Source organism: Rhodohalobacter mucosus (assembly GCF_003150675.1).
In the GTDB taxonomy this organism is placed as follows: domain Bacteria; phylum Bacteroidota; class Rhodothermia; order Balneolales; family Balneolaceae; genus Rhodohalobacter; species Rhodohalobacter mucosus.
Genome location: NZ_QGGB01000011.1, coordinates 39252 through 60218, shown reverse-complemented (window position 1 = coordinate 60218; position 20967 = coordinate 39252). Strand labels below are relative to the sequence as shown.

Here is a 20967-nt window from a genome sequence, read left to right as displayed (position 1 = left end):
AAACGTTACTGAGTCTCGTTGCCGGCTTCCAGCTTAACCGACTCGTATCGGATCAGCACCTCGACCCTTCGGTTTTTCTGCATATTTTCTGCTGAATTATTGGGAGCCATCGGCCTGTGTTCGGCAAAACTTGTAATGATAAACTGCCCGGGATCAACACTTGAATTATCCCGGAGATAGTTCATAACGGATATGGAACGGCCGGCTCCAAGTTCCCAGTTCGACGTATATTTGCGATTACCCGAAGCGCGAACGGGCCGATTGTCTGTATGGCCATGTATTTCGATGATTCGTACATTTTCCTCCTCATATTTTTCCAGTCCCATAACCACCTCCCTGAGAATCATTTCGGATTCAGGCCGCAGGGCAGTTGAAAAAGTCTCAAAGAGCGCGGCTTCACCAAGGGTAATTTTAACACCGTCCGGCAGCAATTCAATCTGCACGGTTTCACCCAGGTTCTCATCCATTACCGTTTCATAAAATTTTTCCCAGTTCTTGGCTCTCTGGAGGTCGATCTGAAGTATTTCATCGCTGAAATTGGATTCATACTGCAGAACCCCCCTGTTGCCCTGAAAAGCACCAATAATTGCCGTGAACTTATTTTTTTCAACACCGGGCGTAAACGTGTACAGCACGATGAAGAAGATCATCATCAATGTGATGAAATCGGCATAAGTCATCAGCCAGTTGCCAGATCCGCCACCAGATTTTGCCATGATTTATTCTGATAATTTTTCCATTTTTCGTAAATCTTCTCTTCACGGTTTTTATCAAACGAATTCTTGTCGAAGTACGCCATATATTCTGCCCTCTCCGATGGAGGAAGAAAATTGAGCATCTTGTTTTCCATAATCCGAGGATTTTCCTCATCCACGATCGATATGATGGCAGCCTTGTACATCTGCCGCTTGGTTATGTGCTTTTCGGACAAATTGTCCAGCTTTCCTGAAAGCGGCAGAAAAATCATATTCGCAAAAATAGTACCGTAGAGTGTGGTAAGCAGCGCAATGGCAAGCCCTATCCCGAGCGATTCCGGATCCTGAATATTCTGAAGCATCAGAATGAGGCCTATCACCGTACCGATCATCCCAAAAGCGGGTGAGTAATCGGCCATGGAAGCCAGAATGCGGACGCTTTTTTCCATGGTTCGTTCGGTATTTTCGAGCTGATCATTCAGTATTGAATTCAGCGTATCTTTTTGCATACCGTCGAGCACAAACATGAAGCCATTTCTCAAAAAAGAATCCTCAATGTTCTGAATATCCTCTTCCACGGCAAGCATTCCTTCGCGGCGTACTTTCCTGGCGAACATGTTCATCAGTTCTATATCTGTACGCAGATCGATCTCACTGTTTTTCAGATTTTCAAAAAGGCTTACCCATGCATTCTTGAGCTCACCCAGGCTGTAGTTCACAACTGTTACACTCAGTACACCGCCAATTACGATCAGGAATGATGAAACACTGATAAACAGGCCCAGGTCACCCTGAAAAACGATTGCGCTTAATACCAGCAAAAAAGCTGCTATCATTCCAAATAAAGTCGATTTATCCACAGTTTACTCACTACTTAGGTTTTCTACGTATCTACTACTTTATCGGAATAGCACCTGCTTTTCTTAAGACTTTTCCTCTTTTTAAATGGCTTTTTCTCCGGCCTTGCAGATTAAAAAATGGGAGCCGGCAGAAACCGGCTCCCATTCAGGTTATGTGTGTGTGGTATTGCAGTGTTTTATGGGTTAGCCTCTCTCTTTATCTCTTCAGATTTACAGCCTCCGTAAGCAGTTCATCAGCTGTTGTGATGATCCTTGCGTTTGACTGATATGCTCTCTGTGCGGTAATCATATCTGTAAATTCACGCGCCAGGTCTACGTTTGACCCTTCAAGCACACCGGCTGCCATGCTTGTAGAAGCCATGTCTGCGGCTGTGTTGATGGTAATTTCGCCTGAAGCCAGCGTATTTCGGAACATGCCTCCGCCAACCGTTTCAAGTCCGTTGTTGTTGGCCACGGTTGCTATAGCAAGCTGAGCAAGCGTTACATTTCGTCCGTTGCTGTAAACACCGTTCACATTTCCGTCACCGTCAATACTGAAATCGACAAGGCGTCCTTCACCGTAGCCATCCTGTGATGTAACCTTGGCGGAAGAGGACCCTGCATACTGGGTAACTGCTGAGCCCGTTTCGGGGTTACCAAGGCTCAGGCTGAACGTAACAGGATTTGCGCCGTCGCCGGGATCAAACTCAATTCCAAAGCTGTTGTCGGAAACGAGGTTGCCTGTTTCATCAAATTCCAGGACACCGCTTCCCCCGGAGAGCACTTCCTGTCCATCCAGAAAACTGGCTTCATAGCTCCACTGGTTTTCTCCCTCATGGGTTAGGTTCACAACCAGTGTGTGTGCCCTGCCCAGCTCATCATAAACTGTTGTGCTGACGGTTTTACTGCCCGTCACGCCGTTCTGGGTTACCTGAAATCCGGTTGAGCGAATATCTCCGGTTCCGGTTGTGGTAACCTCACCAACAGCCAGATCGCTTTCGCCAACCACGTCAGACCGAAGCACCATGATGCCGTCAACGAGTGTTACGGATCCCTCACCCGCCAGACCGGCATTGAGAGATGCTACAAGGTCATCGAGTGTGTCGCCGCCTGCGATGGTATGGCTTACAACAGCCGCGCTGCCGTCATTCAATGTTACCTCAAAGTCGATGGTATCGCCGGGTGCGAATGCTGCTGTCGTCTGGCTCAGATCGTTGATCAGAGTGGTCCCGTTTGCCACGGCACCGCCCGCAGTGGTAAAGGCTGTCTGAGACTGAATAATTTTCGACAGGCTGGTATCAGCGTTCAGATTACCTGCTACGTATACATTTTGAGTGGATTGCGGCGGCAGAATATTTTCAAAATCAATTCGTACATCTTCCGTTGCACCGCCAGCAATGATATTGCCCTGCGGGTCCGCATTAAAGCCCTGAACGCTTCTGCCTGACTGATCAACCAGAAAACCGTCTTTATTGAATGCAAAATTACCTGCACGCGTAAGGAAAGGCTGGTCCCCCTCATTTACCATGAAAAAGCCGTTGCCTTCAATTGCAACATCGGTTCTGCGACCGGTTGTTTGCAAACCGCCCTGGTTAAAATCGCGCTCAATTGCGGATATTCGAACACCCAGTCCGACCTGAGCTCCGGCCTGTGGTGAAGATGATGACCCCTGGCCTGAGCTGATCTGCTGGCTAAGCATTTCCGAGAATGTAATCCTCGACGACTTGAAGCCGATCGTATCCACATTGGCGATGTTATTGCCAATAACATCCATTTTGGTCTGAAATGCACGCAGACCGCTGATTCCTGAATTAAGAGATTTCATTAATGACATAGTAGTTCCTCGTTTTGTTTTGCAGTCTCAGACGTTGTATCCGGCTGCCGGTATGCCCCGTTCCGTAATATGGGAGCCGTTTACCTGTTGTTATTATTGTTTTTTATGTGTGTTATGTTTGATTGTTATACATGTTTTGATCAGGCACTGCGAAGAATGAAAGTCAGACACCGATCTCCTCTACATCCCCGAGGGGAAGGCGCACGCCATTTACGAGAAGTTCTACTCCCTGTGACGTGAATCGCACTTTTTCCACCAGCCCTTCGATAAATGTGAGTGTATTTACCGTATCATCGCCATTCGTTGCTGCCACCTCTATGGTATAATCACCCTCAGGAGCCCGTACGCCCGAATCGCTTTTTCCATCCCACGTCCAGGAGTGATCGCCCCGGCCCAGGTTGCTGAGCGTTTCCGTACGAATCGTTTTTCCGTTTGCATCCCGAATGGTGATCTCCGTTTCGGCTGCAAGATCCTGCAGTCTCAGGTGAATAACCTGTTCAGACTTTCCGTCACTGTGAACCGTATTGCTCAAAACCCGAGCAGTTTTGCCTGTCAGGCTGGACGCGAGTGAGTTGTTCAATCCTGAACTCATAATATTCTGAGCGTTTGCCAAACCATTAACCCCATCATTCAGGTTAATCAGTTGTTCGACCGAGTTGAACTGTGCAAGCTGGGTAGCGAACTCTGTACCTTCCATAGGATTCAGCGGATCCTGATACTGAAGCTGAGTAATCAGCAGCTTTAAAAATTCATCTTTTCCCAATGCTGCATTGCCCTTGCCGTTAATACCGCTTTGAAGGGGTGAAGCTGCTCCTTGTATTCCTGAAAGTTCCATAGTGTATTGTGTTTGATTTATTGGGGTGAATCAGGCAGTCCATTCATTGTCATTAAATCCAAAAAATCTGGCTCTGCCCGCTACGGCCTCCTCCGCAAAAACGCGTGAAGATGGCCTGTTTTCAGAGGAACCGGCCTGTGTGTTCCCTGAGCCTGAGGATTCATCATTGTTCATTTCCTCTCCGCTTGAAAATCTGTTTTCATCGAACTGGAGATCAATATCCAGGCCCATCTCATTTTGCAGATAGTCGCGGATTTCCTGTACGTTCATCTGTATCAGCCGGTTGAGGTCCTGATTGACGGATGAGAGCTGAAGCTGCAGTACACCCTCCAGCTGACGGAATGCAAGCTGAACCCGTGACCCGTCATGGAGTGAAAAGTTGTGAAGTTTCCAGGCTTTGTCGGCGTTCAGGTTCGGCTGAATCTCCTGTTTAACTACCTGCTGTATTTTTCGAACAAGCTGAACATCCGCTTCACTGCGCTGCGACATCTCCGGTCTGGTCGTCGACAAGATGGTTTCGAAACCCTGTTCAACCGTCCTGGTATCCGCAGTACGCTGCAATTCACCAGTATTTATCCCGGCTGCCTTTGCAACCTCCTTGAAAATGTCAGGAGTTACGGTCTTTGAATTCTGTAGAACAGGGCCGTTCTCCTGTACCGGCTGAAATGCTTCAGTACGTCTCGCAACTAAACTCTGCACCGCCCTTTCCGTCTCCTTTACCGGGGTGATCTCATCACCAACTTTTTCAGTTCCATATTGAGTCGGGGATATGGACTGATTAGGGGACGGTTCACTTTTTTGATCCTTAAAGCCCCCTTTTAGTACAGTGCTGATTGTTTTTACTGACTCGGATGTACTTAAAGGAGCATTTGATGTGTACAAATGAACTCCGGCGGCAGGCTGTACTGCTCTGCCGGTAAACGCGAACGCTTTATTCTGCACATCCGGGCTCTTCAATTCAGCGCTATCTGCAATTTGAATTCCGGTAAATGCCCGGGCTGCCTCTTCAAGAGCTATTGAAACTTGAGACCGCGCTCCCGCAGTTGTCATCGGATCTTGCGTCTGCTCACTGAAAACCGAATTGACTTCTTGCACTACCTTGCTGCTCTCCATCGCACCGCTCAAATCTGCTGTATCAGACGCAGAAAGCACTCCGGCCGGTGACGCTTGGTCTTTCTTAGGTTCCAATGGTGATATCATATGGCTGTTTTCAGGGCTTTCACTGCTCAACAGTTTCAGTTCATTTGGCAGGTTCAGAGGGGCAGCATTCTGTTGATCAAGCGCTGCGTCCGCTTCTGCCTCTGTATTGCCTCCCGATTCAGAAGTTGACAGGGTTTCCCCGGAACCTGAGCGGAACCCGGTAAAGCGCCGGATTACCGACATCAGTGTTCCGGCAAATGAGCCCTCCTCCTCAGTCATACCGATTGAATGGAGGTTCGTTTCGTTTCCGCCCTCCGGCTTACGGGCTCCGTTTGCTGCAGGTTTTTGGGCGGTATTCTGGATGTATTCAATCATAAAAGTGCCTCCTTTAAAATTTCGGAAGCCTTTTCCGGCTCCAGTGCACTCAGCAGTTTCTCTCTCTGCATATTGCTTGCCGCGCGATACAGTTTCATTAATTCAGAGTGATCGAGCCGGTTGGCAATCGGTGCCAGAGTCTCTTCATCCAGGTTGAGAAGGGTTTTTGTTGTATTCTCCACTTCTTCATCTGCCACACCCGCTGCCTGGTTTTCCAGGCTTACCCGGTACTCTTCCGCCATTCTTTCCATTTCACTTTTCAGAGAATCAATGGTTGCCTCATACTCCCTTTTCTGCCTTTCAGCCGCAGCCAGAGCTTCCATGCGTTCCCGCACAGAAGACGATCCCTGGGTTGAAGATGTACCCGTCTGCGCCGGGCTGACGTTCGGCGAAGCTGTCGGCTCTTTAACCTGCATTTCGATCTGTTCCTTCACTTCCGCAACCCTTTCTGAATCGATATAGGGGTACAAAAAGTAGATCAGAGCTATCATAACCACGAACGACGCAATGAAGCCGCCTGCGTATAGTGCGATTTTTTTTATATCCATGATGTTGTCTGTTTCACATACATCTGCGTTGCGATTTCATTCTGGTGTATCTGTTCCCGACGATTCTGCTCGTTGAGATGCTCTACCAGGGCTTTCTTTTTCAAATTATTGATGATCTTAACATTTCTGTTTGTCTCTACTACAAGATTCCTCTGACGCTCTACAGCCTCTTCATGCTGCTGAATTCGCATTTTCATATGTCTCAATTCCTGACTGCTGATCAGCAGGTGGTTTCCAAAGGCTTTCTCAATCGGTTGCTTAGTCCGGTTTCCCGCTCCAGAAATATCGCGTCCTTTCATGCGGTCTTTTTTCAGCTGGTACTCAATTTTTATTACAGAGAGCTCACTCAGCATACCAGCAAGCTTCTGTTTTGCCATCTTTTCCTCGTGCCTGCGAAGAGTCAATACCGATTCAAGTCTGAATTTGAAACTCATGCGTTCACCTCACCCGGATTCCTTCCGGGTATATTTTTACCGTCTTCACTCTTTTTCTTATCCGCAACCAGTTTCCCGAGGTTGTTCCAAAGGGTTTCAGGATTGTAACCGCCGCTGCCCTGTTTCAGGAATGCATTGAGCTCATCTATTTTTCCGATGGCTTCATCAATTTTAGGATTCGATCCTTTCGAGTATGCTCCGATATTGATCAGGTCTTCAGCCTCTGCATATACAGCAAGCAGTTCTCTGGCTTTTTGGGAAATTTCTGTCTTTTCGGCGGGCACGATCTGGTTCATGATCCTGGAGATACTCGACAGAACATCGATTGCCGGATAGTGGTTTTTGTGAGCCAGTTTCCTGGAGAGCACAATATGTCCGTCAAGAATCGACCGTACGGCATCCGCTATGGGTTCATTCATATCATCGTTATCCACCAGTACAGTATAGAGACCGGTTATACTCCCTTTCTCCGTTGATCCGGCTCGTTCCAGAAGCTGCGGCAGCATGGCAAACACGCTTGGAGTATATCCTTTGGTTGTGGGCGGTTCGCCGGAGGCCAGCCCGATCTCACGCTGCGCCATGGCTACACGTGTTACCGAATCCATCATCAGCAGTACATTCTTGCCACGGTCGCGAAAGTATTCGGCAACTGCCGATGCGGTAAACGCTGCTTTTACACGGCTCATCGCTGCTTTATCTGATGTAGTGGCAACAACAACAGATCGTCTCAGTCCTTCAGGGCCAAGTATTTCATCAATAAACTCTTTTACCTCGCGGCCACGCTCACCTATCAGCGCAATTACATTTACATCTGCATCCGACTCTTTTGCAATCATCCCCATGAGTGTACTTTTACCCACACCCGATCCTGCAAAAATGCCGATTCTCTGGCCCCTGCCCAGTGTTGTAAAACCATCAATCGCACGAATCCCCGTAATCAGTGGAGTGTCGATCGCTTTCCGTTCCATGGGTCCGGGCGGTCCGTTATGCACAGGCACATGCTCCGGTTTTTCAACCGGCCCCAGGCTGTCTATCGGGTTTCCGTTTGCATCGATCACCCTTCCAAGCAGATGTTCGGAGACACGAATGGACATGGCACCTGACTTGGGTTCCACAAGGCAGCCGCTCTTGATCCCTTCCACCCGGTCGAGAGGCATCAATAGTGATTTATTATCCCTGATACCCACAACCTCCGCCTCAATTTTAGATCCGCCTGCCGTATGGATCACATGCAGTTCACCCACTGATGCATCCAGCCCGGTTGCTTCAATAACGGTACCGATCACGGATGACACCTTCCCGTAGCGCCGTTCGGTCGGATCCAGGTCGTCAAGCCGGGATGATATTTCATTGATGTAGGTTAACAGAAACATGTTTGATACGTTTTATTTTCCCTGTTAAAGGTTCAGCGAAAAGGTTTCCCTGAAGCTTGCCAGGGTATGTTTAAATTCACGGGCAATCTGTTCACTGGGAGTGTCTATCCTGTACTCTCCAGGATTCAGATCCGATCCGGACTTCAGTTGAATGTGGTCTGATTCTTTTTCCTTCAGCATCTCGCTCACACGATCGTAGTCACTTTGTGAAACATGGATTACCACCTCCGTATGGGTTGAAAGCTCATCAATTATCTTTTCAACAGCTCCGGCAACCCGGTTTTTCACTTCTTCATTTTCAATCGGAAGGTCCAGTATTTTTTCAGCCAGGTCGAAGGCCACTGAAGCAATATGCGGCTTAATCTCTTCAAGCATGCGCTGGAGGCCTGTTTCTGCTTCTCCGAGAGCTTCTGTTATCACTGCAATAGATGCTCTGAACTCTTGCGATGCCTGCTCGTATCCTTCTGCCTGCCCTCTTTCAAAAGCGGCCTTTTCGGTCTGAGCCCGCTCCTTGTCCCACTTTTTCTCCAGACGTTCCCGTTCAGCCTGGAGAATCTCCTCCACCTGAGGGCCGGTGAACACCTCATGCGGTGCCGACTCATCCTGTGCATCATCTCCGGCGGCCTTCCTGTATCTTGCTGCCGCGCTGTGACTGTTAAAAAGTGCTTCGTAATTGATTTTCATTGGTGCTTGCAGGTTCATTCTATTGTCATTTTTTATTCGACAAACATCTCTTCATCTTTCTTCTTGATGGAAATTTTGCCTTCCAGGTCGAGCTGCTTAATGGTCTTTAAGATATTCTGGCGGGCCTCTTCCACCTGTTTGATATGGGCGGGTCCCGATGCTTCCAGGTCCTCCTCCAGGATCTCCCGCGCACGGGTCGACATATTCGAGACAAACTTCTCCTTCATATCGGGTTCCACACCTTTCAGGGCCATCATCAGGTCTTGTTTATTGATCTTGGCAACAATATCCTGCATGGTGCGGTCTTCCAGTTCCAGAATATCCTCGAACATGAACATCTGCTCCTTGATCTCTTTTGCGAGCTGCGGATCCACCTTTTCTATACTCTCCAGAATCTCACGCTCGGTCGACATATCCGTTTCATTCAGAATGCCCGCCACAGCTCCCGATCCCTTACTGATATTGCTGAAATCCGTGTACTCACTCAGCTGGTCTTTAATTACCAACGACAGTTCATCAATTACTTCAGCCGAAATGTTTCCTAGCCTTGCCATGCGCATTGCCACCTCAGAACGAAAATCCGGCGAAAGTTTAGCCAGTATGTCAGCAGCTTTGCTAACCTTGAGGTGAGCCAGTATCACCGCCGCAATTTGCGGATGCTCGCTTTCCATGAAATGGACAATGTTTTTTATTTCTGCATTCTGAATAATATTGAAAGCGTCACTGCCCGATTTTGCATCAAGTTTCCGAAGCATCTCGTCTGCCTCCTGCTGTCCTTTCGCTTCAACCAGCAGGTTTTTGGCGATATCATTGCCTCCTTCCACCAGAAATTTTTTCTGACTTAACAAGTCGTGATATTCTTCCTGAACGGCGTTCACAACCTCGGAACTGACATTTCGCAAATCCGAGATTGCGCGTGTTATTTGCTCTACTTCAGCATCGCGCAACTGCTTCAGAATTTTGGACGCTTTTTCAACCCCAAGTGATATCAGCAGTACAGCCGCTTTCTCAATACCGTTAAGGTTACCCGGTTTTTTAATGACCGGGGTATCGCCCTGTGCCATAGCTTGTCTTTGTTCCTGTTGTTCCATCATCCGTTCAGGGTTTATTGGATTGCATTTTGATTGATAAGCGTTCTTACCAGTCTTGCAGCCTGTTCCGGACTCGACTCGATAAATTTGTTCACTTCATCGGTCCGGTACTGTGCGGCTTTCAGTTTGAGACGGGCCTCTTTGCTCATCTTCTGCTCGTAAAAATCGTTCTGGTCATCGTCCTCGTCTTCATATTCAGGCGAACCCTCGGTAAGCTCCCTGCCCGACCTGCTGCCTGCAATTGCATCTTTTTGCGGATCACGGCCATTCTCGATTAGCGGATCATAGTCGATGCTGAAGTTTTTCGACATGCGGTATATCATAACCGATACCACAATGAGGACGATGGAGAGAAAGAGGTACTTGATGATTTCGGAGTATGGAATGGCTTGAGGAAGCCAGCCGGCAGTGTCGTCTTCAATAAAGGGATCCTGAAACTCCATCTGTGTGATGGCCACAAGATCTCCCCTGTCTGCTGAAATACCCAGTGCGCCGGCTATCACCTCACGAATTTCATTCAGCTCCTGATTACTGTACGGTATATACTCCTGTTCCCCGCTTTCAGAAGTCTCCAGTTTATGGTTCAGAAGCAGCGACGCTGATATACGCGTAATTTCACCCGATCCTATCTCCTCCTGCTGCACTGTTTTTGTTACATCATAATTGCGAAGCTGTACCGTCGACTCGTCTTCCGTATTGTTTGCTATAAATGGTTCAACTCCCTCTTCATTCTGAACGGGCTGAGAGGTTGTCCCTGCATTCCGTGTTGATCTTCTCTCTTCCGAGATGATGATGCGGGATTCAGGGTCGATGATGTTCGACTCCCGTATAATTTTATCAAAATTGTGCTCTGTGGATACACGGAGTATGCTGTTGCCGGGGCCCAATACCCGATCGAGCATGGTTTGACCTTTATCCGTCAGATAGGCTTCCATCTCCTTTCTCAGCTTAACGTTGGCCGAGTTTCCTGCTATGTCCGCTTCCGGGCTAACATTGTCGGAAATCCTGTTTCCCCGCTGATCCAGAATAACAACATTTTCCTGGGTAAGCCCCTCTACAGAACCTGCGATCAGTGAGCTGATGCCGTCTACCTGGTCGCGCCCCAGGCTGCGGCCTCCTTTCATATTCAGGATTACGGATGCTGTCGGTTCAGCAGCTGTCTGCTGAAATGGCGACCGATCGGGAAGCACGATATGTATTCTTGAATCGTCAACCTGATCAAGATTGTTAATCGTGCGTGCCAGTTCTCCCTCAAGTGCCCGTTTCTGATTCAGTCGCTGCATAAAATCGGTCATACCCAGTGCATTCTGATCGAACAGCTCATATCCTTTATATTCGCTTCCGCCCAATCCTGATGAGGCAAACCGAAGGCGCAAATCGTACACGCGGTCGCTGGGTACCCTTATGGTGCGGCCATCGTCCTGAAGCTCGTATTTAACTCCCATCGTTTTCAGCTCCTCAACGATCTCATGCGCCGCATCCGGGGCCAGCGAACCAAAAAGCATGGAGTAGCTGGGGGTCAGCGCCCAGTAAAAAATCATACCGATAAGCAGCAACAAACCTGTCGAAAACACGCCGAAAAGTGTTTTTTGTGCTGCATTCAGCGGCTGAAAGAAATTTTTAAAATTGAAAAAAAACTGTCTCATGAGTGGTTAGTCTCCGGTCGTGCTTAAATTTGCATTCTGCTGAGTTCCTGATACGTTTCAACCGCCTTATTCCTCATTTCAACCATCAGCTGAAAACTGAGCTGAGCTTTTTGCATGGAAATCATCACTTCATGAATATTCTCCGCTTTGCCGGCGAGAATATTTTCAACTCCGGTCTCCGACTCTTTTTGCATGGCATCTACTGATTGAACAGCGTCGCGAATCATATCAGCAAAACTTCCTTCAGGATTGGATGAATCGTTGAACCCGACCTCCTGAATGCGATCGCGGCCTTCCATGGCGGGATTTTGGCGTAGTGCCTGTATGGTAATCGGATCTATAGCCATAATGGTTGTGATTATTTATTTGATATTTTTATACAGTGTGATCAAAACGGGAACCGGCTCTATACGGATCAGCTTCCTTCACATTGCCGTTTCGGCCGTAAAACTCGAACGTTTTGTGTGTCTCCGCGTTTTTAGCAGGCTTCAGAACACCGGCGTTTTCCCTCTTTGGCTGTGCCGAGGGATCCCTGTCTCCCAGAACCCTTTCGAATGTTCTGAGAAGCGATTGTCCGGACGGTTTGATGGATGCAGGCTGACTCATCAGATTTCAAATGATCGTTTGATAATTTCTTTTTCTGACTCAATTACGCTCAGATTGGCCTCATAAAGCCTGTTGGCGCTAACCAGCCTGGTCATCTCCTCCACCATATCCACATCAGGATACTCAACCATCCCGTTTTCGTCAGCGTCAGGGTGTGAAGGATCGTACTCATACCGGTATCGGGCCTGGCTCACTTCAAGTGCCTCGGGCGCTGCGCTCTGGGGGCCTTCACCACGCAGCGGGGCGTCTGATGATCCCATATGCAAACCGCTGCTGGTTTTTAGCTGAAGACGGCTGCGAAGGGTTTCTCCAAATACCGAATTTTCAGCACGTTCTATTTGAAGCGTTTTGGGCCGGTATGCTTTACCGCTCTCGGTCCGGGTTGTATTGGCGTTTGCCAGGTTCTCCGAAGCAATCTGTACACGTTGCCTTTGTATGGCTAGTGCATTCGACGCTGTCTGAAATGTGCTAAATAGTCTGTCCATATAGATCTTCTGCGTTTAATCTGTTTTGATTAGCCTGCACGCCCTATAATTCCCATTCGGAGCTGCTCATAATTATGCCTTAGTGCACGTGTAACCAGCTGAACACGGAGTTGCGTGTCGCTCATTTCAATCAGTTCCTCTTCCAGTTCAGGTTTCATATCGGTTTGATTTACCTCTGCCCTCATTTCCGATATCTCCTGCCGGTTCATTGATCCGGAATCCAGCTTTTGTGCAAGCTGATCTTCAAAATCCACCCGTTGCCGTTTGTATCCGGGCGTATCAATATTGGCGATATTAGCCGCTGTGGTCTTATTCCTTAATGCGTACACATCCATCATTTTTGCCAAAAGTGTGGTATGTGCGTTATCGATCATTTTCATGACTGGGCATTTGGTTTGTGTCGGTATTCTCCCCTGTAGAGGCAACAGCCGTGCCATTTTCAAAAAAGTCCGTTCATTTCATCTCAGAGGGTGAGAGAATCTGAGGTATCAGGTAATTTTTTCCGTTGGGCGGAAATTATCTCTTACAGAAAGTTCAGTTTAAGTTTGTTAAATTTTTTACCGATAATTCAGGAAACATGCTTTAGGTACCGGGCTTCACGATTAGTGAGCCCTCATTTAAATTCACAACCGAAACATCCTGCCCCGAAGCGGGTAGATATCATACTATGTGTTTCACAAGGGTACGGGTGAGGTGCATTGTGTGTAATAACTATGAACATACCCCATTATCATGGGAGACTTTGACAAACTCTTTGATGATCATCACCAGCCGGTTTTGTACAGCGATACAGATACCGAAGAATTTTACCTGAACCGCGCTGCTCAAAAGGAATTCAGCAGGCTGGAACCCAAGCTATCGAAGCAGAAGTTTGAAGAATACTTCAAACCAACTTCCATACCGGCTTGCATCCCGGTATGCCAGGCGGATAATCGTGTTTACCAAATGCAGAAAGAGACCCTGACATTTGGTGGGCGGTCTGTCACAAAATGGACACTCGTTAAATCAAAAAGTCCCACCGATCCGTTTCTGATCGGCCACTACCGCACGATATCCCAAATGATCGTTCATCAATTTCGATCACCGCTCACCGCTGCAAGAGGGTACCTCGATCTTATTAGTGAGAATGAGTCTGACGAAAAAAAACTGCAGTATCTTCGCAAAATGGGTGATGGAATAGATGAGATATTTCGATTTCTTAATCGTGCAGAATCATTTGCGAGAGATCAGGAACCCGACGTTTCAGAGTTTGAATCCGTAAAGCTCAGGGATTCGCTTTTGTCGGGTTTTTCGTCTGATCAAAGGAACCGAATCCAATTCAGCCCGAAACCCTTGAATTTCAACATCATATCAGATTTCAGCATGTTGCTTACCATGCTTACCGAGCTTACGTCAAATGCACTGCAGGCGTCCGGCAACACGGTTCAAATCAGCCTTTCAGATAGCGGACGACTCTCTGTCACCAACTCCTTTAACCCGGAATCACCACCCGACCCTGCTCATTTTTCGCTTCCTTTCAGCTCATCCCGATCGCTGCACCTGGGACTTGGAATTCCTGCGTGTGAACAAATTTGCCATAAGCTTCACCTTGAATTCAGCTGGTCTATTTCACAAAACGATCACACAATCACGTTCTACATCAACGGCCTCCAGGTCAGATGAAATAACTTTCCGTTACTGTATTCGGCTTACCATTTTATGTACCTTTCACACCTCTGAAAGGCAATCCGGAATGAATTGCATTTTGAAACCCAAGGCAGATTTTTGCCGCGGCCTTTTCGGCTCAAAAAAATTTTGTAAGGGATTGCCATTTTTTGGATCATACATATATTGAACATATATTAAACGGAAGAAAAATCTCCCCGAAAAATCTTTCCGGGGGGATGACAGTATGTTGACACACTACTCGGTTACCTTCCTGTAAATCATTTTTTTAACCCATAAATACCTCATATGGCAGCTTCTAAAGACGATCGACTAAAATCCATTGACATTGCAATCGGCCAGATAGAAAAACAACATGGCAAGGGAACCGTGATGCGCCTGGGAGATTCCGCAACAAATGAAATCGCTACGATTTCTACCGGATCCATTATGGTGGACTATGCATTGGGTGTTAATGGAATTCCAAGGGGACGAGTAACAGAAATTTATGGTCCTGAAGCCAGCGGTAAAACAACACTTGCGCTACAGGTTATATCGCAAGCGCAAAAAGCCGGCGGCTATGCTGCCTTTATAGATGCAGAGCACGCTTTTGACCCAAAATATGCACGCGCCCTCGGAATTAACACCGACGAACTGCTTGTGTCTCAGCCCGACAGCGGTGAACAGGCCCTTGAAATCACCGAAACGCTGATCCGTTCAGGCGCACTCGACGTGATCGTCATTGACTCTGTGGCTGCATTGGTGCCGCGCGCTGAACTGGAAGGCGAAATGGGTGATTCACACATGGGCCTGCAGGCACGGCTTATGTCGCAGGCGCTGCGGAAGATCACCGGTGTAGTGAGCAAAACCCGTACATCGTGCATCTTCATTAATCAGGTACGTGAAAAAATAGGCGTCATGTTCGGCAATCCTGAAACCACAACCGGTGGACGCGCACTTAAGTTTTACTCCTCCGTACGGATTGACATCCGCAGAATAGGCTCCATTAAGAAAGGAGATGACGTATTGGGTAATCGCACCAAAGTGAAAATTGTAAAAAACAAGGTGGCTCCTCCGTTCAAGGTTGTAGAATTTAATATTCTCTATGGCAAGGGTATTTCACGCATATCGGAAATTCTGGACCTGGCTGTAGAATATGACATCATTGAAAAACGGGGAAGCTGGTATCGTTATGAAGGCGAACCAATCGGACAAGGTACGGATGCAGCCATGCAGTTCCTTGAAGAGGATGAAGAGCTTACGGCTAAAATTGAATCCACCGTTCGCAAAAAACTGATGCCGCAGGAAGCAGAGGAAGAAGAGAAGGACAAGGAGAAGGTACCTGCAGATATTGAAGAGTAAATCCACGGCAGAAAGAAATCTGTCTGACGATGCAGATAACCGGGCAAAGTCGGAACTGCCCGGCCTGCTCTGTCAGCCTTGTTTATAAGAACTCTGTATTCCGGATTTTTTTCGTTCTAAATCACTCAGTACTGAATGAAAGATGAAAAAATTGACCGTCTGAAAAAGCTCTTGCCTGTCAAAATCACAGGTATTGCTCCTCAAAAAAAACGTAAGGACCGCTTCTCACTTTTCCATAATGATACTTTCCTGATCGGTATTTCCGGCGGCACGTTGCTCTCCCAAAACATCCAAAAAGAAACGGTACTGACGTCTCAGCTCCTGAATCAGATTCTTGACGATGAAGAATACCAATCCGTGAAAGATGCCTGTTACCGCTATCTCTCAAGGCGGGATCATGCAGCCATGGAATTGCGGCAAAAAATTACTCAAAAAGGCCTGCGTGCTTCCGTCGCAGACCTGATAATTGAAGAATTTGAGCAAAAGGGGCTAATTGACGATTACCGTTTTGCAAAAAAATTTGCTGCGGATAAGATGGAACTAAAAAAATGGGGCCCGTTAAAGATTAAGAATGCATTGCTCCGGAAGGGAGTAAAAAAAAGCATTTCGGAAAAAGTGACTCAGAACATTATTGAAAATTTGGAGCAAGACGGGATTTGTGTAGATTTACTTCGAAAGCGAAAAGCTCATTTTCTAAGAGAAACCGACCCCATGAAACGCAGGCAAAAGATGTATCGCTATCTCGCCGGTAAAGGATTTTACAACCGGGAAATAAACGATGCCATCAACAGGGTTAAAAGCGAGTTCGATGTTAAATAATATTACACTCGAAAAAATTGTTAAGACGATTATCGCCACTCTCACTATCGTGACAGTTGGTCTGATTGCCTATAATTTCAGTAATCTGATTGCCTATGCCATTATAGCTATGCTTCTCAGCTATATGCTGGACCCTGTTGTAAACCGTATGCAAGCCGCGGGGATGAACAGAACCTTTGCCATTACAGTGACCCTTGCATCTGTCATCCTCATTATCATTTGGGTCTCTACCAGTGTGATACCAATTATTGCCAACCAGATGGCCGGCCTAACCCGGCAGTTGAATGTCGACACCCTTATTTTCGTGGCTACACAGATAGAGACACTGATCAGGGAGAATTTTGAATTTATTCCGGAAGGCTATCTCAGAGACAACATTACAATGCTGGCTGAGAACTTCTTCAACATGGGCCGATTTACAGACCTTCTCGGTAATATGATCGGCATTTTTACGAACCTCTTTGCTGCGTTTCTGGTCATACCCTTTGCAACATTTTTCTTCCTGAAAGACGGGTACAGGATTCGCAGGGATATTTTAAGCCTTGTTCCCAACAAGTATTTTGAAACAGCACTTAGCCTGGTTGACAAAATAGAAACACGGCTTGGCTACTATTTCCGAAGTGTTACCATTCAATGTTCACTGGTTGGCATTGTGTCGTGGATTGCTCTCTCCCTGGCAGGATTGAATAATGCCGTATCCGTAGGTATTACCATCGGTGTTGCAAACTCAATCCCATATTTTGGACCGATCATCGGCTATATTTTATCCATCGTAATCGCAATCATTGAAACCGGCGATTTTTCCCTGGTAATTCCGTGTATTCTTGCTGTATTTACGGCACAGGTACTTGACAATCTTGTTTTCCAGCCGCTTATTTTTTCGAAATCTGCGGATATCCATCCCGTTGCCATCCTTTTTATTATTCTGATCGGTGCACAAACTGCAGGAATACTTGGAATGCTTGTGGCCATACCTATTGCAACCATTATCAAGATTACGATTAAGCAGATCATCTGGAGTTTCAACAATTATTTTGTCTTTAGAAAAAGCGCCTCACAACCCACTTTACTAAATACTGAAACTTCAGCCACTGGTGTCAGAAATCAGTCTGAATAATCTTGGATCTTTTACCTATCTTTACGGCCGCAGTCAGCCAGGTTCAACAGCCCATTTCAGCTGATCTATCAGCTCATTTCTAATTCCCCGGTAAGGTGAAAAACATTGTGGTTATGGCTTCCGGATCAGGAAGCAACTTTCAGGCAATTATTGATGCAATTCAGTCCGGACGGATCAAACAAGCCAACATTGCGGGTCTGGTTGCCGGAAAAGCGGGAATTCGTGCTGCAGAACGGGCTCAAAGTGCAGGAATACCCGTCAAAACAATGGACCCTTCGCTCCCTCATAAAAAGTCCGAAAATCAGCTCGAAGAATATCTGGAAAGCTGGGAACCGGACCTGATCATACTGGCCGGTTTTATGAAGAAAATTCCTGATAAGATTGTCAGAAAATATCACAACAGAATTATCAACATTCACCCTTCACTCCTTCCGAAATACGGCGGAAAAGGTTTTTATGGATCCCGTGTCCACAGTGCTGTACTGGAAGCGGGTGATCCTGAAAGCGGCTGTACCGTGCATTTTGTTAACGAGCAGTACGACCGGGGGGACATCATAAGTCAGGTTCGCGTACCTGTTAAACCGGATGATACCGCTGAAACACTCTCGAAAAGGGTGCTTGAAAAAGAGCATCAACTGCTGCCGGAAGTAATCAATCAACTACTTAATCCAAATTCAAACTGAACCGTGGCTTTAAAACCCCTTTCAACACTTCCCAAAACTCCTCTTAAAATTAACAGAGCGCTTTTATCCGTATCAGATAAATCAGGCATCATCGAGCTGGCAAAAGTTTTACACGACAACGGAGTTGAGCTGTTAAGTACAGGAGGTACGGCGGGTAAAATCCGTGAAGCAGGGCTGCCCGTAAAAGATGTGAGTGAAATAACAGGCTTTCCGGAGTGTCTCGACGGTCGTGTAAAAACTCTGCATCCGGTTATTCACGGAGGCATACTGGCACGCACCAGCTACAAACCGGATATGGAAGAACTTGACAAGATGAATATTGAACCCATAGAACTCGTTGTTGTGAACCTCTATCCGTTCAAGAATACCATTCAGAGTCAATCGGTTACACCCGCTATTGCTACAGAACATATCGATATCGGCGGGCCAACCATGATACGCGCTGCAGCGAAAAATTTTGCCCATGTTTGTGTACTCACGGCTCCTGAACAATATGACGCGTTTTCGGGCGAACTTGGAGAAAATGGAGCCATCTCCTTTGATCAAAGGCTTGCTCTTGCGCGTGAAGCTTTTCAGCACACAGCCGATTACGACTCCGCAATAAGCAACTATTTTAACAGAATTGATGAACAGGAATTGCCGGAACTGCTCTCTATTTCACTCCCGAAACATGCAGAACTTCGTTACGGCGAAAACCCGCACCAGCGTGCAGCTGTTTACGGTAATCAGGAGGATTTCATCGAATGCTTTCATGGGAAAGAACTGAGTTACAACAACTATCTGGATATAGAGAGTGCGCTCAGGCTGATGTCTGAATTCCGGAACAGCAAACCCACTACTGCCATCTTCAAGCACACGGTACCCTGCGGTGTTGCGTCCGCCGATACGCTGGCAGTATCCTATCAAAAAGCATTCTCCACAGATACAGTCTCTCCCTTCGGCGGCATCGTTGCAGTGAACCGGCCGCTGGATCTGGAAACAGCCCGTGCAATTGATGAGATTTTTACCGAGATCATCCTGGCGCCAGAATTTGAAAAGGGTGTGGTTGACTTCTTGTCCCAAAAGAAAAACAGAAGACTTGTACGCATTAAAAAATTGCCCACCCCTGCTGACAGCGCTCAAAATGTTAAATCCATCTTTGGAGGAGCATTGGTTCAGGAAACAGATTGGGGAACCATTGGCGTGGATGACGCCGAAACAGTAACCTCACGAAAGGCGGACCAACGGGAGCTGAGCGATCTTATGTTTGCCTGGAAAATTGTAAAGCATGTCAAGTCAAATGCAATCGTGTTCGCAAAAAATGAACAGACCCTGGGTATTGGCACGGGTCAGACCAGTCGTGTTGACAGCTCTGAAATAGCCGTCAGTAAGGCTCTGAAAGAGGGATTGTCACTGGATGGATGCGTTATTGCTTCTGATGCATTTTTTCCGTTTTCTGATGGCGTAACGGCCGCCGCAAAGGCAGGTGCCACTGCAGTTATACAGCCCGGCGGAAGTATCAGGGATGAGGAAGTGGTACATGCCGCCAACGAGCATAATATGGCCATGATATTTACAGGGATGCGCCATTTCAGGCACTGATATAATTCTGGTGTTTTTTGCAGATCTGATTCGCAAATAGGCCATCAAACTCTTATTTTTTCACGTTGCCCCAAAATTAATATCTAACGTATCTCATTTCGATGTCAGACACCTATACGTTCTCTAAGAATAAACCATCAAAAAATCAGACTAAAAAGGGCCTTTTTGATTTTTTGTATACTGATATCGCTATCGATCTGGGAACGGCAAATACGCTGATTCATGCCCGCGGCCAGGGCATCGTGCTGAATGAACCATCCATTGTAGCTCTCAATAACCAGGGCGAACCGGTTGCCACGGGTCATGAAGCTCGGTTAATGCACGAAAAAACTCATAAAAATATCCGTACCGTACGGCCGCTGCGCGATGGGGTCATTGCCGATTTTGAAGTAGCAGAGCAGATGATACGCGGCATGATCAAAAAAGTGAAAATGAAGTGGTATATGACCACCCGGCAAATGGTGGTTTGCGTGCCAAGCGGTATAACCGAAGTAGAACGCCGCGCTGTTCGAGACAGTGCAGAGCATGCGGGTGCTAAGGAAGTGTACCTGGTGGATGAACCCATGGCGGCAGCAATCGGCATCGGGCTGGATGTACATGAACCGGTCGGTAACATGATTGTGGACATTGGAGGCGGAACAACTGAGATTGCCGTTATTGCACTCTCGGGCATTGTGTATGCACAATCCGTAAGGCTGGGCGGTGATGAATTAAATGAAGATATTATCAGCTACTTCAGAAGAAATCATAATCTTCTTATCGGTGAACGAACGGCTGAAAGAATCAAATGTGAAATCGGTTCAGCCGCACCGTTGGATGAAGAGCTGGAAATGGTTACAAAAGGCCGCGACCTGGTAAACGGCGTGCCTCGTACGCGCCAGGTAACCTCCAAGGATGTTCGCGAAGCCATCTCGGAATCCGTCAATACCATTGTGGAAGCCATCACCAAATCGCTGGAACAGACTCCTCCTGAACTGTCAGCCGATATCCTCGATCGCGGAATTATGCTTACAGGCGGGGGCGCACTTCTGAAAAATCTTGACAAACTTATTATGGAAACAACCGATCTGCCCGTCCATATCGCTGAAGATCCGCTGACTGCCGTGGTACGGGGTACCGGTGCAATCCTGGAAGATATCGACTACTATCGAAGTGTAATCTCTTAACCACGCACCA

Annotated in this window: 22 protein-coding genes; 7 read left to right on the top strand and 15 right to left on the bottom strand. The window is 47.2% G+C overall.

Annotated elements, in window-relative coordinates; genetic code table 11:
- Positions 1-5 precede the first annotated feature (5 nt).
- The 15 genes from DDZ15_RS15770 to flgB form a co-directional block, all read right to left on the bottom strand.
- Positions 6-716 (bottom strand): OmpA/MotB family protein, encoded by a 711-nt coding sequence (locus tag DDZ15_RS15770; protein ID WP_109648090.1) that lies wholly within the window; start codon positions 714-716, stop codon positions 6-8.
- The gene (locus DDZ15_RS15765; protein ID WP_109648089.1) at positions 680-1531 is read right to left on the bottom strand and encodes a motility protein A; all 852 of its coding nucleotides are present in this window, start codon (positions 1529-1531) and stop codon (positions 680-682) included. The genes DDZ15_RS15770 and DDZ15_RS15765 overlap by 37 nt, the downstream gene beginning before the upstream one ends.
- Before the next feature lie 220 nt (positions 1532-1751).
- Positions 1752-3368 carry a flagellar basal-body rod protein FlgF gene (gene flgF / locus DDZ15_RS15760; RefSeq protein ID WP_109648088.1) on the bottom strand — a complete coding sequence of 539 codons (1617 nt, stop codon included), beginning with the start codon at positions 3366-3368 and terminating at the stop codon, positions 1752-1754.
- A gap of 163 nt (positions 3369-3531) precedes the next feature.
- The gene (locus tag DDZ15_RS15755) at positions 3532-4203 is read right to left on the bottom strand and encodes a flagellar hook assembly protein FlgD (protein WP_109648087.1); all 672 of its coding nucleotides are present in this window, start codon (positions 4201-4203) and stop codon (positions 3532-3534) included.
- 30 nt (positions 4204-4233) lie between these two features.
- A complete protein-coding gene (locus DDZ15_RS15750) occupies positions 4234-5718 on the bottom strand; it encodes a hypothetical protein (protein ID WP_109648086.1) in 1485 nt (494 codons plus the stop codon).
- Complete coding sequence (locus DDZ15_RS15745) at positions 5715-6266, bottom strand: hypothetical protein (RefSeq protein ID WP_109648085.1); 552 nt, start codon at positions 6264-6266, stop codon at positions 5715-5717. The genes DDZ15_RS15750 and DDZ15_RS15745 overlap by 4 nt, the downstream gene beginning before the upstream one ends.
- On the bottom strand, positions 6257-6700 hold the full coding sequence (locus tag DDZ15_RS15740; protein WP_109648084.1) for a flagellar export protein FliJ: 444 nt from the start codon (positions 6698-6700) through the stop codon (positions 6257-6259). The genes DDZ15_RS15745 and DDZ15_RS15740 overlap by 10 nt, the downstream gene beginning before the upstream one ends.
- Complete coding sequence (fliI, locus tag DDZ15_RS15735) at positions 6697-8073, bottom strand: flagellar protein export ATPase FliI (RefSeq protein WP_109648083.1); 1377 nt, start codon at positions 8071-8073, stop codon at positions 6697-6699. Before fliI ends, DDZ15_RS15740 begins: the two co-directional genes overlap by 4 nt.
- A 24-nt stretch (positions 8074-8097) precedes the next feature.
- Positions 8098-8775 carry a FliH/SctL family protein gene (locus DDZ15_RS15730; RefSeq protein ID WP_109648082.1) on the bottom strand — a complete coding sequence of 226 codons (678 nt, stop codon included), beginning with the start codon at positions 8773-8775 and terminating at the stop codon, positions 8098-8100.
- 14 nt (positions 8776-8789) lie between these two features.
- A complete protein-coding gene (fliG, locus tag DDZ15_RS15725; RefSeq protein ID WP_109648081.1) occupies positions 8790-9851 on the bottom strand; it encodes a flagellar motor switch protein FliG in 1062 nt (353 codons plus the stop codon).
- A gap of 11 nt (positions 9852-9862) precedes the next feature.
- Positions 9863-11494, bottom strand: coding sequence for a flagellar basal-body MS-ring/collar protein FliF (gene fliF, locus DDZ15_RS15720; protein WP_109648080.1), 1632 nt, complete (start codon positions 11492-11494; stop codon positions 9863-9865).
- Positions 11495-11517: 23 nt separating this feature from the next.
- Positions 11518-11841: a flagellar hook-basal body complex protein FliE gene (fliE, locus tag DDZ15_RS15715; protein ID WP_109648079.1), complete on the bottom strand. Its 324-nt coding sequence runs from the start codon at positions 11839-11841 to the stop codon at positions 11518-11520.
- Between the two features lie 28 nt (positions 11842-11869).
- Positions 11870-12100, bottom strand: a complete 231-nt coding sequence (locus tag DDZ15_RS15710; RefSeq protein WP_109648078.1) for a hypothetical protein — start codon at positions 12098-12100, stop codon at positions 11870-11872.
- Complete coding sequence (gene flgC / locus DDZ15_RS15705; RefSeq protein ID WP_109648077.1) at positions 12100-12585, bottom strand: flagellar basal body rod protein FlgC; 486 nt, start codon at positions 12583-12585, stop codon at positions 12100-12102. Before flgC ends, DDZ15_RS15710 begins: the two co-directional genes overlap by 1 nt.
- Before the next feature lie 29 nt (positions 12586-12614).
- Positions 12615-12965, bottom strand: coding sequence for a flagellar basal body rod protein FlgB (flgB, locus tag DDZ15_RS15700; protein WP_158278745.1), 351 nt, complete (start codon positions 12963-12965; stop codon positions 12615-12617).
- Between the two features lie 352 nt (positions 12966-13317).
- Between flgB and DDZ15_RS15695 the strand changes: the two genes are divergently transcribed.
- The 7 genes from DDZ15_RS15695 (at position 13318) to DDZ15_RS15665 (ending at position 20957) form a co-directional block, all read left to right on the top strand.
- Positions 13318-14247: a sensor histidine kinase gene (locus DDZ15_RS15695; RefSeq protein WP_109648075.1), complete on the top strand. Its 930-nt coding sequence runs from the start codon at positions 13318-13320 to the stop codon at positions 14245-14247.
- A 291-nt stretch (positions 14248-14538) separates the two neighbouring features.
- On the top strand, positions 14539-15591 hold the full coding sequence (gene recA / locus DDZ15_RS15690; RefSeq protein WP_109648074.1) for a recombinase RecA: 1053 nt from the start codon (positions 14539-14541) through the stop codon (positions 15589-15591).
- 135 nt (positions 15592-15726) lie between these two features.
- Positions 15727-16410: a regulatory protein RecX gene (locus DDZ15_RS15685; protein WP_109648073.1), complete on the top strand. Its 684-nt coding sequence runs from the start codon at positions 15727-15729 to the stop codon at positions 16408-16410.
- Complete coding sequence (locus tag DDZ15_RS15680) at positions 16400-17527, top strand: AI-2E family transporter (RefSeq protein WP_109648072.1); 1128 nt, start codon at positions 16400-16402, stop codon at positions 17525-17527. Before DDZ15_RS15685 ends, DDZ15_RS15680 begins: the two co-directional genes overlap by 11 nt.
- Before the next feature lie 95 nt (positions 17528-17622).
- Positions 17623-18210 (top strand): phosphoribosylglycinamide formyltransferase, encoded by a 588-nt coding sequence (gene purN, locus DDZ15_RS15675; protein WP_109648071.1) that lies wholly within the window; start codon positions 17623-17625, stop codon positions 18208-18210.
- A gap of 3 nt (positions 18211-18213) precedes the next feature.
- On the top strand, positions 18214-19791 hold the full coding sequence (purH, locus tag DDZ15_RS15670) for a bifunctional phosphoribosylaminoimidazolecarboxamide formyltransferase/IMP cyclohydrolase (protein WP_109648070.1): 1578 nt from the start codon (positions 18214-18216) through the stop codon (positions 19789-19791).
- A 101-nt stretch (positions 19792-19892) separates the two neighbouring features.
- Positions 19893-20957 (top strand): rod shape-determining protein, encoded by a 1065-nt coding sequence (locus DDZ15_RS15665; protein WP_109648069.1) that lies wholly within the window; start codon positions 19893-19895, stop codon positions 20955-20957.
- The last annotated feature ends 10 nt before the right edge of the window (positions 20958-20967 follow it).

Coding starts and splice junctions, on each gene's coding strand:
- DDZ15_RS15770 (WP_109648090.1), bottom strand. CDS start 716: ATGGCAAAATCTGGTGGCGGATCTGGCAACTGGCTGATGACTTATGCC.
- DDZ15_RS15765 (WP_109648089.1), bottom strand. CDS start 1,531: ATGATAGCAGCTTTTTTGCTGGTATTAAGCGCAATCGTTTTTCAGGGT.
- flgF (WP_109648088.1), bottom strand. CDS start 3,368: ATGTCATTAATGAAATCTCTTAATTCAGGAATCAGCGGTCTGCGTGCA.
- DDZ15_RS15755 (WP_109648087.1), bottom strand. CDS start 4,203: ATGGAACTTTCAGGAATACAAGGAGCAGCTTCACCCCTTCAAAGCGGT.
- DDZ15_RS15750 (WP_109648086.1), bottom strand. CDS start 5,718: ATGATTGAATACATCCAGAATACCGCCCAAAAACCTGCAGCAAACGGA.
- DDZ15_RS15745 (WP_109648085.1), bottom strand. CDS start 6,266: ATGGATATAAAAAAAATCGCACTATACGCAGGCGGCTTCATTGCGTCG.
- DDZ15_RS15740 (WP_109648084.1), bottom strand. CDS start 6,700: ATGAGTTTCAAATTCAGACTTGAATCGGTATTGACTCTTCGCAGGCAC.
- fliI (WP_109648083.1), bottom strand. CDS start 8,073: ATGTTTCTGTTAACCTACATCAATGAAATATCATCCCGGCTTGACGAC.
- DDZ15_RS15730 (WP_109648082.1), bottom strand. CDS start 8,775: ATGAACCTGCAAGCACCAATGAAAATCAATTACGAAGCACTTTTTAAC.
- fliG (WP_109648081.1), bottom strand. CDS start 9,851: ATGATGGAACAACAGGAACAAAGACAAGCTATGGCACAGGGCGATACC.
- fliF (WP_109648080.1), bottom strand. CDS start 11,494: ATGAGACAGTTTTTTTTCAATTTTAAAAATTTCTTTCAGCCGCTGAAT.
- fliE (WP_109648079.1), bottom strand. CDS start 11,841: ATGGCTATAGATCCGATTACCATACAGGCACTACGCCAAAATCCCGCC.
- DDZ15_RS15710 (WP_109648078.1), bottom strand. CDS start 12,100: ATGAGTCAGCCTGCATCCATCAAACCGTCCGGACAATCGCTTCTCAGA.
- flgC (WP_109648077.1), bottom strand. CDS start 12,585: ATGGACAGACTATTTAGCACATTTCAGACAGCGTCGAATGCACTAGCC.
- flgB (WP_158278745.1), bottom strand. CDS start 12,965: ATGAAAATGATCGATAACGCACATACCACACTTTTGGCAAAAATGATG.
- DDZ15_RS15695 (WP_109648075.1), top strand. CDS start 13,318: ATGGGAGACTTTGACAAACTCTTTGATGATCATCACCAGCCGGTTTTG.
- recA (WP_109648074.1), top strand. CDS start 14,539: ATGGCAGCTTCTAAAGACGATCGACTAAAATCCATTGACATTGCAATC.
- DDZ15_RS15685 (WP_109648073.1), top strand. CDS start 15,727: ATGAAAGATGAAAAAATTGACCGTCTGAAAAAGCTCTTGCCTGTCAAA.
- DDZ15_RS15680 (WP_109648072.1), top strand. CDS start 16,400: ATGTTAAATAATATTACACTCGAAAAAATTGTTAAGACGATTATCGCC.
- DDZ15_RS15665 (WP_109648069.1), top strand. CDS start 19,893: ATGTCAGACACCTATACGTTCTCTAAGAATAAACCATCAAAAAATCAG.